Annotated in this window: 14 protein-coding genes; 4 read left to right on the plus strand and 10 right to left on the minus strand. The window is 70.5% G+C overall.

Translation table 11 applies throughout. The features are described from left to right. Positions 1-157 precede the first annotated feature (157 nt). Positions 158-1,009: a hypothetical protein gene (locus SALPAC3_RS0103710; protein WP_018219926.1), complete on the plus strand. Its 852-nt coding sequence runs from the start codon at positions 158-160 to the stop codon at positions 1,007-1,009. A gap of 144 nt (positions 1,010-1,153) precedes the next feature. Here SALPAC3_RS0103710 and SALPAC3_RS0103715 read toward each other — a convergent pair whose 3' ends face one another. Then, entirely contained in the window at positions 1,154-1,639 is a 486-nt protein-coding gene (locus SALPAC3_RS0103715) for a hypothetical protein (protein WP_018219927.1), read from the minus strand. Positions 1,640-1,843: 204 nt separating this feature from the next. Continuing rightward, entirely contained in the window at positions 1,844-2,149 is a 306-nt protein-coding gene (locus SALPAC3_RS0103720) for a hypothetical protein (RefSeq protein WP_018219928.1), read from the minus strand. A 192-nt stretch (positions 2,150-2,341) separates the two neighbouring features. Between SALPAC3_RS0103720 and SALPAC3_RS0103725 the strand changes: the two genes are divergently transcribed. After that, positions 2,342-3,319: a DUF2267 domain-containing protein gene (locus tag SALPAC3_RS0103725; protein WP_018219929.1), complete on the plus strand. Its 978-nt coding sequence runs from the start codon at positions 2,342-2,344 to the stop codon at positions 3,317-3,319. Between the two features lie 79 nt (positions 3,320-3,398). Here SALPAC3_RS0103725 and SALPAC3_RS0103730 read toward each other — a convergent pair whose 3' ends face one another. Then, entirely contained in the window at positions 3,399-4,700 is a 1,302-nt protein-coding gene (locus SALPAC3_RS0103730) for an NAD(P)/FAD-dependent oxidoreductase (RefSeq protein WP_026185206.1), read from the minus strand. A gap of 92 nt (positions 4,701-4,792) precedes the next feature. After that, entirely contained in the window at positions 4,793-5,806 is a 1,014-nt protein-coding gene (locus tag SALPAC3_RS0103735) for a TerC/Alx family metal homeostasis membrane protein (RefSeq protein WP_018219931.1), read from the minus strand. Between the two features lie 250 nt (positions 5,807-6,056). On the opposite strand from SALPAC3_RS0103735, the gene SALPAC3_RS0103740 reads away from it, so the two are divergent. After that, positions 6,057-7,223: a CaiB/BaiF CoA transferase family protein gene (locus SALPAC3_RS0103740; protein WP_018219932.1), complete on the plus strand. Its 1,167-nt coding sequence runs from the start codon at positions 6,057-6,059 to the stop codon at positions 7,221-7,223. Between the two features lie 33 nt (positions 7,224-7,256). Here the strand turns inward: SALPAC3_RS0103740 and SALPAC3_RS0103745 are convergent, their stop codons facing one another. The 3 genes from SALPAC3_RS0103745 to SALPAC3_RS0103755 form a co-directional block, all read right to left on the minus strand. Next, the gene (locus SALPAC3_RS0103745; protein ID WP_018219933.1) at positions 7,257-7,667 is read right to left on the minus strand and encodes a DUF2267 domain-containing protein; all 411 of its coding nucleotides are present in this window, start codon (positions 7,665-7,667) and stop codon (positions 7,257-7,259) included. An 85-nt stretch (positions 7,668-7,752) separates the two neighbouring features. Beyond that, entirely contained in the window at positions 7,753-8,421 is a 669-nt protein-coding gene (locus SALPAC3_RS0103750; RefSeq protein ID WP_018219934.1) for a hypothetical protein, read from the minus strand. A 113-nt stretch (positions 8,422-8,534) separates the two neighbouring features. Next, the gene (locus SALPAC3_RS0103755; RefSeq protein WP_018219935.1) at positions 8,535-9,752 is read right to left on the minus strand and encodes a glycosyltransferase family 4 protein; all 1,218 of its coding nucleotides are present in this window, start codon (positions 9,750-9,752) and stop codon (positions 8,535-8,537) included. A 483-nt stretch (positions 9,753-10,235) separates the two neighbouring features. Here SALPAC3_RS0103755 and nhaA point away from each other — a divergent pair, with 483 nt between their 5' ends. Beyond that, positions 10,236-11,546, plus strand: coding sequence for a Na+/H+ antiporter NhaA (gene nhaA, locus SALPAC3_RS0103765; protein WP_018219937.1), 1,311 nt, complete (start codon positions 10,236-10,238; stop codon positions 11,544-11,546). A 123-nt stretch (positions 11,547-11,669) separates the two neighbouring features. Here nhaA and SALPAC3_RS0103770 read toward each other — a convergent pair whose 3' ends face one another. From SALPAC3_RS0103770 to egtC, 3 genes are all read right to left on the minus strand, one after another. Then, positions 11,670-12,254: a TMEM165/GDT1 family protein gene (locus tag SALPAC3_RS0103770; protein ID WP_018219938.1), complete on the minus strand. Its 585-nt coding sequence runs from the start codon at positions 12,252-12,254 to the stop codon at positions 11,670-11,672. Positions 12,255-12,498: 244 nt separating this feature from the next. Continuing rightward, entirely contained in the window at positions 12,499-13,464 is a 966-nt protein-coding gene (gene egtD, locus SALPAC3_RS0103775) for an L-histidine N(alpha)-methyltransferase (RefSeq protein WP_018219939.1), read from the minus strand. 51 nt (positions 13,465-13,515) lie between these two features. Next, the gene (gene egtC, locus SALPAC3_RS0103780; protein ID WP_018219940.1) at positions 13,516-14,262 is read right to left on the minus strand and encodes an ergothioneine biosynthesis protein EgtC; all 747 of its coding nucleotides are present in this window, start codon (positions 14,260-14,262) and stop codon (positions 13,516-13,518) included. Positions 14,263-14,271 lie beyond the last annotated feature (9 nt).

Consider the following 14,271-nt stretch of genomic DNA (forward strand, 5'->3'; position numbering starts at 1 on the left):
ACGCTTCCTGAGCACCCATTTCCGATATTAGCGATAGCAGAGGTTTGTAAGGCTTCCCTCGGACCTCATCCGCCCCATCCGAACTTTGTTGCAATTAGTGACGCACCCCACTAATCGGACCGATGGCAGTGAGCGATCTGCTTTCTAGCCTCGGCGGATGCACCCCGACGATGCCTACACCGAGAAGACAACCCAGCAGTCATCGGCCACCCAGTCGACCGATGAAACCTCCACCGAACGGACTACCCGGCCCGTCCGCACCTCCAGTCGCGGGCTACGCACGCTGCTGGAGTCAACCCCGACCCGGGTCGCGCTCGCCGCCGGCCTCACCTGCTGCCTCGGCGCAGCCGCCTACGTCGGGACGCGGCAGACTCCCGAGCAGCCGGAGCAAGCCCCGGTCGCCGAGGCGGCAACAGAACGGGGCAACGCGGCGGAGCGCGCCGGGCGCTCCCTCCTCCGAGACGACGCCACACCCGCCTCGACCAGCCCCAGCCCGACCGAAACCGCCAGCCCGACCGAAACCGCCAGCCCAACGGCGACTGAGCAGGAGCCCGCCTCCAGCGAGCCAACACCGCCCCAACCGGTCGCCGGGCTGACCCAGATCCAGATGGACAATGCCAAAACAATTGTCGATGTAGGGGCCGAGATGAACATCCCGCATCGCGGTTTGATCGTCGCCATCGCGACCGCGATGCAGGAGAGCACCCTGCTCAACTACGCCAACGCCAGCGTGCCGGAGTCCCAGAACTACCCGCACGAGGCGGTTGGCTGGGACCACGATTCGGTCGGCCTGTTCCAGCAGCGCGCAAGCACCGGCTGGGGCAGCGTCGCCGAGCTGATGACGCCGACCTACGCGGCCAAGGCGTTCTACCAAGCGCTCCTGCAGGTACCCGGCTGGCAGGAGATGAGCGTCGCCTGGGCGGCCCAGTCTGTCCAGGTATCGGCCTTCCCCGACGCGTACGCCCAGCACGAATCCCGGGCGACCACAATCGTCCGCGCGCTGGTGTGACGGAATACTGTCCCGCCCAGCGGCCAAATCGTCCTCAGCAGGCGAATCATCCCCAACGGGCGAATCGTCCCCCACGGGCGGATCCCCACGGGCGGATCCCCACGGGCGGATCCCCACGGGCGGATCCCCACGGGCAGATCGTCCTCAGTGGACTACTCGGCTCGGCGCCACGGCGGAGGCGGCGGTTGGCGTGTCGGTCGGCACCGCCTCCGTCGGGCCACCGAGGATCTCATCAACCCGGACCGCCCGGCACCGTCGAGCGTGTAGCGCCGCCTCAAGCTCCCGGCGGGCCTGTACCGCCTCGGTATAGGCCTGCTCGCGTACCCGTCGAGCCTCCTCCCGGGCGGCGTCGAATTCCAGTCGCGCCCGTAGCAGCAGGTCGGTCACCTCCCGCTCAGCCGCCTCCCGGTCGGGTGAGTCAACGGGTCGCCGAGCCAGATCGCCAAGGTCGAGCCGCTGGAGCACCCCACAGAGACCCGCCGCCTCCTCGCGGATCTCGTCCCACTCCCGCCCGGCCCGCGCGGCGCCCTCTGCGCGTGCCGCCAACCGGCTCAACCGAACCCCGAGCTCATCCAGGCAGGAATCGACCTGCCGCTGGTCGTAACCGACGTCTACGACGGAGAACCTCATCCTGTCGCCCCCAGACAGCTGGTACGTCTATCCCCACCGTCGATCCTCGGTGTCCGAGGGCCATCGCCGAGGACATTCGGGAAAAATATTCAACATTCGAACGGCCGGCGGGTTTCGACACCTCAGGCCACCGCTACCGATCGGTCCGGCCGGACGCGGCGGGAGTGCGGCGCCCCTCTGCTCCATCGTCGATATCTCCGCTCACTACACCGCCCGCAGGTCGCGGCCAGTTACCCGCCCCGGCACCACCGTCGCTGGTTCGGCGTCCCCCGGCGCGCCCGAATCCGGAGTCTGGAAGAGGTAACGGATAAACTCCCCGCCGGCCTCGTTGTCGTCCGCACCGGGCCACTGCCCGACGCAGTCCACCCCGATCACCTCCCGGCCCGTGCCGTCGCTCTCCTCAAGCAGGACCCACAGGCTGACCGGGTAGCAACGGGTGCCACCGGGTGCCAGACGCCAACGTGCGTACCAGCCGGGTCGGGCGGGGATGATCTCGACGATCCGCTTCATCACGACCTTCCCTTCCGCATACCTCGGAAGTCCACCGGTCCACTGCGATCGTCCGGCTCAACCGGGTGAGCAACCATCACCCCGGCCGGATGAGGATCTCCTCGCCCTCCGCGGCCCTGGCCGGGCCTGTTTCCTGCTTGCCGGCGGTGGGAAGGCATTGATGACAGCAGGAACCGCAGTGGAGGAGGTCACATGCGCAAGCAGATGGAGGGCGACAACCAACGCCGCCGGGCGCTCGCCCGTCAGGCCCGGAGCCAGGGACAGCGGCCCAGCGGGACCGGGGCCAGCCTGGGCGCCACCAAACAGTTGACCAGCCTTGACCAACGGCGGCGCAACGGACCCGCTCCGGCGGGACGCCACAAACCGTCCAGCACCAACGGTGGTCCCGCCCCGCCTCCGGTCGGCATCCCGGAGAGTTCACGGCCCATCCCGGACGGTGCTCCCACCAGTGCCACCACGATCAGCTACCAGGATCTGGTGACCGATGTTGGCCGGCGGTCCGGGGTCGACTTCTCCACCGCGAAGGTGGGCGCGACGGCGACGGTGCTGACCCTGGCCCGCACCCTGGGTGCGGCCGAACGCGGCCGGCTGCTCGCGGCCGTGCCGAGCCGGCTACACGACATCATCCCGGTGGACGGAATCGAGGACCGCCCCGACCTACCCGGCTTCCTAGCCGAGGTGGGCCGGCTCAGCGGCCGCACCCCGGAGCAGGCCCGCTACCAGGCGGCGGCCACCCTGACCGCGCTGGCCGACCGGGACGCGGACCTGGTCGAGTCGCTGCACGTCCCGGAGGAGCTGACGGACCTACTCACCCCGCCCGAGCCGGGCGGCGGCGTGATCGGAGCGGCGGCCGCAACCCCGCCGCTCGACGAGGGCCAGCTACGCGAGGAACTGGTCCGCCTCCCGTACTGGTCCGGGGACCGGCACGGGCTGTCCCGGACAGTCGAGCTGCCCACCGAGAACCTCGGCCGCGTGCTGGACCGACTCGACCAGCTCCGACGGCAGACCGGACGCGGACCTTCGATCGGTCAACCGGACCGCACCACCGCCGTGTTGACGGTGGCGACCTCCCGGCCCCGGGGGGCTTCCGAGGTGACCGGACCGGACGTTGACCTGGCCCACGCGGTGGACGACGCGATCGACGAGGTGGGGGCCGGGATGGCGGGCTAGCCCGGCGCCCGGTGGCGGGAAGGGGCCACCTCCACACCTGGTCGCACAACCCGGTGATGGCGGGCCCCTTCCCGCCTACCTACCCCAGCTGGGCGGGCACCTCTGGAGAGCTGCTCTCCAACGGAACCGAGTGAGCCGGCACCAGGCTCAACTGGACCGCCGGACGGGGCAGGGTCGCGTCCAGCAGCCAGTCGGCGCCCACCCGGGCGCGATTGCCGGGCAGGTTCAGCAGGTGGTATCCCCGGGTCACCACCTTGGCGGGCAGCCCGGCCAGCGGCACCTTCAACGGGTTCGCCGCCGCATCCCGACCCCCCAGGTCAACCACCCAGCCCAGGTCATGGTGCCGGTACGGCTTGCGGGTGCCCTGCCCGTACGAGGCGGCGATGTTGCGGGCGACCAGCTTGCCCTGCCGCTGGGCATGCTGGGCGGTCATCGCGCAGACCTGCCCGGGCTGGGCCAGGTCGGGCACGGCCGCGGCATCGCCGCAGGCGTACACCTCCGGGAAGCCCGGCACGTTGAGGTACTCATCGGTCACCAGACGACCTTTCTCGGTCCGGAGGCCGAGCTGCTCGACGAACGGATCGGGGCGGACCCCGACACACCAGATGAGGGAACAGGTGTGGATGAACTCCCCGTCGGTGAGCTTGACCCCGTCGGCGGTCGCGACCGCAACCGAGGTTCCCATCCGCACATCCACTCCGCGCTCGGCCAGGACCCGATGGGCGGTGTCGGACATCCGCCGGTCCAGCTCGGGTAGCACCCGCGGCGCCACGTCGAGCAGCATCCACCGGGGCCGAAGCTTCAGCCGAGACCGTTGCCCGACGAGCCGGTCGGTGAACAACTGCCCGTGAGCGGCCACCTCGGTGCCGGTGTAGCCGGCTCCCACCACCACGAAGGTGGCCCGCGCCCGTTGTTCGGCCGGGTCGGTGGCTTGTTCCGCGAGCTCAACCTGTCGAACCACGTGGTCGTGGACATAGAGCGCCTCCGGCAGGCCGCGAAAGCCGTGCGCGTACTCGGTGACCCCGGGGATCGGCAGCAGTTTGTTGACGCTACCGACGGCCAGCACCAGCCGGTCGTAGGCGAGACGGTTCCGCTCCCCCTCCGGCTGCGTGAAACCGACCCAACGGTTCCGGAGGTCAACGTGGTCGGCTTCGCCGACCACGAGGCGGACGCCGTCGAGCGTCCCCGCCAGCGGCACCGAGATCCGGGTCGGCTCGACGACACCGGCGGCGACCTCGGGTAGCAGCGGCAGGTACAGGAAATAGTCGGTCGCGTTCAGCAGCACGATCTCGGCCTGGTCCCTGGCCAACCGGCTGAGTGTCTTTGCCGCGTGGTACCCGGCGAAACCGGCCCCAACAATCACCACCCGAGGCTTCGTCATTCCATCGCCGTTCCCCGGGCAAGGCCGGACAAACCTCCCGGGGTGCCCGGCGACACTCCGGGCACCGCGCACCGGTGGTGAATTCCCCTCGGTCAGGTGTGGCCCCGGCCCACGGTGCTCGCACCCGACCTGCTGGTACGAGTCGCGTACAGGCTGGTGAGAGTGACCGCCACGAGGACAAGGAGAATCACTGCGAGTGATGCCAGGGTCGGAATTTCCGGCACCCCCGGCCAAACCCCGTGCGCCCAGTGCAGGCCCAGCTTCACTCCGATGAACGCGAGGATGACCGCGAGTCCGTAGTTGAGGTGAACCAGCCGGCTGAGCGCGGCATGCAGGACGAAGTAGAGCGCCCGCAGCCCGAGCAGCGCGAACGCGTTGGTGGCGAAGACCAGGTACGGATCTTCGGTGATGCCGTACACGGCGGGCACCGAGTCGACGGCGAAGACCACATCGGTGGCGAGCACCGCGACCACCACCAGGGCCAGCGGGGTGAGGGTTCGCCGGCCAGCCAGGCGTACGACCATCCTCGTACCCTGATAGTTCTGGGTGACCGGCATGAACCTACGCAGGAGCCGTACCGAGCGCATCCCGTTGATGTCGACCTCCTGCTCCTGGCCGGAGATCGCGTCGCGCAGCAGCTTCGCCGCGGTGGCGAGCAGGATGAGGGCGAAGAGTAGGAAGGCGAAGTCGAGCGTCTGCAGAGCTGCCGCGCCGAGTGCGATGAACACCGCGCGCAGCACCAGGGCACCGGTGATCCCGAACAGCAGGACCCGCTGGGCGAGCACCGGGGGTACCGCGAAAGCGGCCAGCAGAAGCATGAAGACGAAGAGGTTGTCTACCGAGAGGGACTTCTCCACCAGGTAGCCGGTCAGGTATTCGACGCCCTGCTGCGAGCCGTAGCGGGACCAGAGCCAGGCGCCGAACGCCAGCGGCAGCGCGAGGTAGAACGCCGACCAGGCCAGCGCCTCCCGGAGCGATACCTCGTGCGGCCGCCGGGTGACCAGGAAGTCGAGCACCAGCAGCACGACGATACCGGCGATGGTGACGACCCACAGCGTCGGTGTACCGACCGACTGCAGCTCGACAGAAAGGTACAAATCGGTCATGGGGCCTCCTCGAACACGATGCCATGCTCGAGGTCTCCTTCACCCACTTTCGCGGGCAACCATCCGAGGCGGGCTCCGGGCCCGCCGTACTGACCGGAATGGCTCGCGGGAAGTACTCCCCTCGTCGCGACCAAGGGTAGGGCAGTCCGGGTCCAGGCCGCCACGCGGCACCCCGGCAACGACACCTCCGCTCCGACCAGCGTACCCAGCCCCCTTACCACCCGGGCCCATCGGCGCTTATCGTGGCCCGATGACCGACAACGTACCGGCCGGCCCCCTCGCCGGGGTGCGGGTAATCGAGCTGGCCGGGATCGGGCCGGGGCCATTCGCCGCAATGATGCTGGCCGATCTCGGCGCCGAGGTGATCCGGGTGGACCGGGCGGCTGACGTGGACCCGACCGCTTTCGGCGCCCCCCACCCCGACCTGCTGAACCGGGGACGGCGATCAATCGGCGTGGACCTGAAGTCACCTCCCGGCCGCGATGTGGTGCTCGCGCTGACCGCTGGCGCGGATGTACTGATCGAGGGCTTCCGGCCCGGGGTGACCGAGCGACTCGGCCTCGGCCCGGCGGACTGCCACGCGGTCAACCCACACCTCGTGTACGGGCGGATGACCGGCTGGGGGCAGCACGGTCCGGCCGCACCGGAAGCCGGGCACGACATCACCTACCTGGCCCTGACCGGGGCGCTACACGGGATCGGGCGGGCCGGCGAGCGTCCGGTACCGCCGCTGAACCTGCTCGGCGACTTCGGTGGCGGTGGGATGCTACTCGCCCTCGGCCTGATCAGCGCCCTGTACGCCGTGCGTGGCGGCGCCGCCGGCCAGGTGGTGGACGCCGCCATCGTGGACGGCGTCTCGGTGCTCAGCACCCAGATCCACGCCCTACGCCGCCTCGGCAGGTGGCAGGACCCGCGCGGGGTGAACCTGCTCGACGGGGGCGCACCGTTCTACGACAGCTACGAGTGTGCCGACGGGAAGCACCTGGCGGTGGGCGCGCTGGAGCCCCGGTTCTACGACGAACTGGTCCAACGCACCGGCTTTCCGCTGCCCAGCGACACCGCGCTGGACCGCACCGACCCGGCGAACTGGCCGGCGCTGCGGGAGGCGTGGGCACGCCTGTTCCGAACCCGGACCCGGGACGAGTGGGCGGCGCTATTCGCCGGGTCGGACGCCTGCGTGGCCCCGGTTCTGGATTGGGCGGAGGCACCAGCGCACCCGCACCTGACGGCGCGGGACACGTTCGTGCACCACCACGGGGTCACCCAACCGGCGCCCGCACCACGCTTCTCCGGTACCCCGACAGCCCTGCACCGCCCACCGCCGCACCCCGGGGAACACACGGCCGAACTACTGGCCGAGGCGGGCTTCGGGGCTGACCGCATCGCCGACCTGCAGGCTGCGGGCGCCGTCGCCTAACCGACCGAGGGTGCGGGGAGGCAGCACGGCGGATCAAGGCCGGCGCAGCGCCGAACCCGGCGCCAGCGCCGGCTCCACCAGTTCCCGGTAGTCGCGGGGCAGCTGCACCGCGACGTCGTCGAACTCACCACCGCTGATCGCCGCCCGCAGCGTGCTGAAGACCGCTCGAACGGCCCCGTGCGCGGTCGCTTCGTCAACGTGGGCGCGGGCTGCCACCCGGGTGACAAACTCCGCCGCCGCGAGCGGTTGCGCTGCCTCGTTCTCGGGCCCCGGCTTCAGCACCACCTGCAGTTGCGCCGGCAGCTGTACGGCCAGGTCCAGCACCTCCCCGCCGGTCAGCCGCTCGGCGAGCGTCTCCAGGACCGCACGGGTCAGCTCCACCGCCTGTGCGGTAGGGGTGTCCGTACGCTGCCCGACCTGGTCAACAAAGGTGTGATAGTCCATGCTGTCCCTTCGGTCCAGCCGACCGGATACCCACCCGCGCGGTGCGGAAACCGCCGGCTGTCGGCAGCCGCCAGGGGCTGCCCCGTCACGGTGCTGGTATGGCCTGACCGGTCACCTCCGGGTATCGCTGCTCCAGGTCAACCCGGGCGAGCGCGCCCACCAGCCAGGCCAGCCGCTCGGACCGGCCGCTACCCGCCAGTCCGGCCAGGTCGTCGGCGGAACGCCCGAGGCCCAGCCGGCGGGCCGCGGCCAGCGCCCGCCGGTCGGCGACCGGCGGCACCTCAGCCCAGAGTGCCTGCACCTCGCGGAGAAACAGGACAACCGCCGTGTCGTCCACCCCGGGCAGCTCGGTGAGCAGGGCACGTTCCCGGTCGGCGTCGCGGGCGGCGACCACGCGCAACCGGCGCAGGTCGCCCCGGTACCGGTCAACGACCGCCTGCGCCAGTTCTCCGAGCGTGTCGGCGGTCTGCTCGGATCCCGCGCGCAGGCCGCAGTCGCGCAGCAGCCCGACCCGCTCTGCGGGCGTGGAGCGGGCCAGCCGGGCGGCACTGTCCCAGCCATGGACCTGCAGGGCGCGGGCCGCCGCGATAGCTCGCCGGGCATCGCCGCGGCGGGACAACAACACGGCGAGGCAGAGCAGCTGGAAGAGGCTCGCCGGGTTGTTGGTGGTTCGGAAGCCGTACTGTTCAGCAAAGCCGCGCCCGCCCCCGGCGAGTCGGCGGACCAGGCGCTTCTTGTCCTCGATTGTCGGCATGGGCGGCGACTACCCGCCCCGACCGGCGCCACTCCTGGCGGCCTGGCGCCGCCGCCACACCCCACCCGGCTCGCCAGCCCCCTCAGCCGCACCGCTGGTGGCGCGCGTCATCCTCACCGTCGGCGCGCGCTGACAGCCTCGTCCAGCAGGCTTTCGATCCGTTCCACTCCGGCGGGCATCGACATCTGCTGCAGGTACGCCTCCCGACCCCGCCGCCCCATCTCGGCACGGGCAGCCGGCGGGATGGTGGTGGCCAACCAGAACCGGTCGGCGAGGGCATCCCACTCCTCCGGTGCGCACGACAGTCCGGCCCGGGCGCTCTCCACCACCTCAGCGGTATCGCCACCGGCCGAGGCGATCACCGGTGCCCCGCAGGACAGGGCCGTCGGCAACTTGCCCGGCAGGGTGCTGCGCAGTTCGGGCCGGTCCCGAAGCATGACCAACTGGTAGTCGGCGGCGGCGTACAGCTCCGGCATCTCCAACGGCGAGCGCCGGTCGACGAACCGCACGTTGTCGGCGCTCAGCTCGGCGGCGAGGTCCCGCACCCGCCGCTCCCGCTCACCCGACCCGACCAGCACCAGATCCATCCGCTGGTCGAGGGCCGCCGCCGCCCGTACCGCTGTCTCCAGCCCCTGTCGGGCGCCGATGGTGCCGGCGTGCATGACCACGCAGCGGTCGTCACGACGGATCAGTTGACCGGCGGCCGGACTCGGTGTAGCCGGCTGGAAGATCCGTTCGTCGGTCCAGTTGAGCACCACCTCGACCCGCCCCGGGTCGGCCCCCTCGGTCACGACGAGGTCCCGCAGCGAGGGGGCCGCGACCGCGACCCGGTCGGCGCGGCGGTAGGTGGCGGCCATCGCCCTGGCGAGCCGAGCGGTCCACCGATCGGGCTCGGCGGCCGCCGGCTCCGAGCCAGCCCACACGTCCTGGACATGCACGACCGCCGGCACCCGTCGAAGCGCGCGCAGCAGGCGGGCGGCGGCGAAGGCGGTGGCCGGTGGCTGGTGCACGTAGAGGGCGTCGACACCGGCGAAAAACCGCCGGCCGACCAGCGACACGCTGCCCGCGAAGGAGAGCGGGCCGGACCACCGGCCACGTACCTGGCCGCTCCGGCCCACGTAGCGGGGCACCCGCCGTACGGTCAGCCGCTCGCTACGGGTCTCGTGGCGCCAACGCTGACGCCAGCCCGGGTAGGTGTGCCCGCCCGGATAGTCGGGAAATCCGGTCAGTACCCGGACTTCGTGCCCACGGCGGGCCAACTCCTCCGCGAGGCTGCCCGGGATGAAAGCCGGTTCCGGTGGAAAGTGATACGCCAGGATGCCGATCCTCATCGTTGCTCCCCCGTTCTCAGCAGGGTGGCCGCGTTGCCCCGCCGACCGCTGTCCATGTACGAATCCGTCCTGCGCTGCGACCCGAACGGCTCGCTCTGGTGCTCATCGACCGCCCGGCGACGCAGGTGGGCGCGCCGCGGTACCCGGTGCGGGCGGCAGCGGTCCATCAGGTACTTCGGCGCACCGAGCCGAAAGCCCCAAAGAAACTCATAAAAGCTCCTACGCTCAACTTATACCGTGAAACTACTACAACGCCTCACACATCAAATATCCGAAGTTTCGCCATTCGATCGATAAACCCGACGCCCTTCCGCTCCCGGGAGAAACGGTGTGACGGGGGCAAGGTCACGTCGTCTCCGCTCGCCGTCCCGTCACTCGCCTGGATAGGGTGGTGAGCGGTGTGCCGGGAAGCCTGGTCGGCGAACGTTTCCTGCTGCTCTGACACCGCCTGCTGCTCTGACACCGCTTGGATGGACCGCGCGTATGACCGACCGCACCCCGCCCCCGGGCCGCGCCCGCCGCCTCTTCTCGCGTACCTCCTGGCCGGAGGCCCGCTTCCTGGCTGACGTGCTGCGGACCGAGACCTTCGGCGGCGGCCTGCTACTGCTCGGCGCGGTGATCGCGCTGCTCTGGGCGAACTCGCCCTGGGGCGACTCCTACGCCACCCTGGCATCATGGGTGCCCTGGCCGGGCGGGTCCGACCTACACCTGGACCTGGACCTCGCCACCTGGGCGGCCGACGGCCTGCTGGCGATCTTCTTCTTCGTGGTCGGGCTCGAACTCAAACGCGAGTTCGTCGCCGGCGACCTGCGCGACCCCCGACGTGCCGCCCTGCCGGTCGTCGCCGCCGTCGGCGGCATGATCGTTCCAGCCCTGATCTACGTCGGTATCAACCTCTCCGCCGGTGGCGAGAACCTGCGCGGCTGGGCCATCCCGACCGCCACCGACATCGCCTTCGCGCTCGCCGTGCTGGCGGTCATCGGATCCCACCTGCCGCAGGGGCTCCGCGCCTTCCTGCTCACCCTCGCCGTGGTGGACGACCTGCTCGCGATCACGGTCATCGCAATCTTCTACACCGGCGACTTCAATCTCACGCCGCTGCTGCTCGCGCTGCTGCCGATCGCCCTCTTCGGCCTGCTCGTGCAGCGCCGCAAGACCTGGTGGTGGGCGCTGATCCCGCTGGCCCTGGTGGCCTGGACCCTGGTGCACGAGTCGGGCGTGCACGCCACGGTGGCCGGCGTTCTGCTCGGCTTCACGGTGCCGGTCCTGCGCGGCCGGGAGGGGGACAAACACGGGCTCGCCGAGCACCTCGAGCACCGCTGGCGGCCGATCTCCGCCGGCTTGGCCGTCCCCGTCTTCGCCTTCTTCGCCGCCGGAGTGTCCCTACGCGGCGCCGACCTCGGCGCCGTGATCACCGACCCGATCGTCGTCGGCATCGTCGCTGGCCTGGTGCTCGGCAAGGTACTCGGCATCTTCGGCTCGACGTTCCTGCTCGCCCGGTTCACCCGCGCCGAGCTGGACCGCGACATCACCTGGACCGACCTGCTCGGGGTCTCCCTGCTGGCCGGCATCGGTTTCACCGTGTCGCTGCTGATCGGTGAACTCGCCTTCGACAGCGGTGCCGCCGATGACAACGTCAAGGCTGCCGTACTCAGCGGATCCCTGATCGCTGCGCTGCTCGCCTCCATCGTGCTGACCCGCCGCAACAAGGCCTATCGACGCATCGCCGTGAAGGAGCGGGTGGACACCGACCGCGACGGCGTGCCCGACGTCTTCCAGCACCGCGACAACTGACCAGGCCGACCGTTCGCTGGCGGACGCCACCGGGTATCCGCCGGCTCCACCGCCATCACGGTAGCGGGCGAACCGACCGAATTCGGTTCGCCCGCTACCGGCGGGTGACGTACCGCCGGAAGGTCAGCCGAGCTGCCCGACCGCGTCCAGGATCAGCCAGAGGCCGCATCCGGCGAAGAGCAGCGCCGCACCGAAGCGCACGGTCCGCTCGGGCAACCTGCGGCCGAGTACCCGTCCCACCATGATCGCCAAGGCGTCCGCGGCCACCATGCCAAGCGTGGATCCGACCCAGGTACCGAACCAGCCGTACTGGGTCGCCAGGGTGATGGTCGCCAGCATGGTCTTGTCCCCCAACTCGGCGAGGAGGAACGCGACGCCGACCACCACCGCCGGCCGGCCCGACCGGCTCGCCTTACGGCGCTCCTGCTCGGTGAGGCGGTCGCCGCGAAGCGTCCAGACGCCGAACCCGAGAAACGCCACGCCGGCGAGGAGCGCGATCCAGCCGGTCGGCAACGCCGCACCGAGCCCGTAGCCGATCGCCACCGAGGCCAGGTGCACGACGGCCGTGGCCACGGTGATGCCGATCAACACCGGCAACGGTCGAAACCGGGTGGCAAAAGTCAGCGCCATCAGCTGGGACTTGTCCCCCAACTCGGCGACGAAGATGACGCCGAAGCTCACTCCCAGCGCGACGAGGAAACCCGCCATGACATCCTTCCGATCCGGCCGGAAAGAGGCATGGAGCGACCTCGACCCGGCTACCAACCTGGGTCGAAGGTCTCGCCCGCCCCGCCGAGCGGGGCCGTGTGGCCGGGTGCCGAAACACCAGTGTGTCGACCACGACGTTGGGGGCTACTCCCCTTCGCGTCGACCACCCTAGCCGACCACCGACGACGCTGATAACGGCGGACCGGCCGGGCCGGTGAGTCGAGGCTGGGCCGGCGGCGTCCGCCTACTCGGCGCGAGCGAGCGTGACGCCGAACAGGCCGGCCGGATCCGTCCAGAACTCACTGGTGGCGAAGCCAGCCTCGCGCAGCTCCGCCGCGATCCCCTCGGGTCGGAACTTCGCCGAGACCTCGGTCCGAAGCTCCTCCCCGGCGGCGAACGTCACCTCGGTGTCGAGCACCTGCACCCGCATCGGGTGCCGGGCCCGCAGCCGCATCTCGATCCACTCCCGCTCAGGATTCCAGAGCGCGACGTGGTCGAAGGCCGCTGGGTCGAAATCGGCGTCCAGCTCCCGGTTGATCACCCGCAGCACGTTGCGGTTGAACTCGGCGGTCACCCCCGCCGCGTCGTCGTATGCGGGAACAATGATCGCCGGATCCTTCACCAGGTCGGTGCCGACCAGCAGCCAGTCCCCCGGCTCCAACGCGGCGCGCATCGCCGCCAGGAACTCGGCGCGCTCGGCCGGCAGCAGGTTGCCGATCGTCCCGCCGAGAAACACCACGAGCCGCCGCCCGCCCGCCGGCAGCCGATCAAGATGCCGGGTGAAGTCGCCAACGATTCCTCGTACGCGCAGGCCCGGATAGTCCACAGCGATCCGGGCGGTGGACTCACGCAGCGCGCTCACCGACACGTCCAGCGGCACAAAGGTGCCCAGGTCGCCGTGTCGGGTGAACGCGTCCAGCAACAGCCGGGTCTTCTCCGAGGAACCGGAGCCCAACTCGATCAGCGTCTTGGCACCACTCACCGTCGCGATCTCAGCAGCCCGATCCAGCAACACGGCCCGTTCGGCCCCGGTCTGGTAGTACTCCGCCAGCCGGGTGATCTCCTCGAAGAGCTGACTGCCCCGAGCGTCGTAGAACCACTTCGGGGACAACCACTTCTCCTCGGCAGTCAACCCGGCGCGGACCTCCTGCCGCAGGTTACGTCCCACGTCCTGCTCTTCGAGGTGGATCTCCAGCGGCTCTGCGGTCATGTCTGTCCCTTCCTCATCGACGTCTCCGGCGGTATCAAGATCGCCTGACGGTCACTCCGCCAGCAGGGCACTGGTCCGCACCCCGGCGGCGGTCGCCACCACCAGTTGCCCCTCTGGCACCGCCTGCCAGTCGGGATCGTCATCGTGCGGCTCGGACGCCAGCAGCACCGAGTTCGGCGTCCGACGGATCGACAGGCTGTGCCCGGCGACACTCGCCACCGCCGTGTGCCCATCGGTCAGCAGCAGGTTGAGCCGGGACTCGGGGGCCGCCCGGGCCACCGCCACAACCGTCTCCGCCACGGCACGGGCCGGCTCGACCCCGGCGCGCAGCCGGTGCCGGACCAGCGCCCAGAGCAGCGCAGCATCGGTGGGCGCGTCGAGGGTGAGCAGGTCACGTACCGGCAACGCAGCAGCGAGCGGGGCCATGCTATCCGGCCAGCCGCGCACCGCCCCGTTGTGGCTGAACAGCCACCGCCCCTCCAGAAACGGCGCGGCGGCCGTCTCGAGCACCGGCATGCCGACGGTCGCGGACCGGACCGCCGCGAGGATCGCGCCCGCACGGGTGACGCCGGCCAGCTGGGCGATCGTCGGGTCGGTCCAGATCGGCTGGGCCCGCCGGTAGCGGACCGGGTCGCCGTCGGCGGAGTACCAACCGACACCGAAGCCGTCAGCATTGATACACCCGCCGCGACGCATGTCCTTCGGCGCCCAAGACTGCTGGACCAGCGACGCCGGCGGATCGAAGAGCAACTCCCGCAGGGTGACCGGCGGCCCGAGATAGACCAGGTGACGGCACATCAGCAGGCC

The organism is Salinispora pacifica DSM 45544 (assembly GCF_000378845.1).
Classification (GTDB): domain Bacteria; phylum Actinomycetota; class Actinomycetes; order Mycobacteriales; family Micromonosporaceae; genus Micromonospora; species Micromonospora pacifica.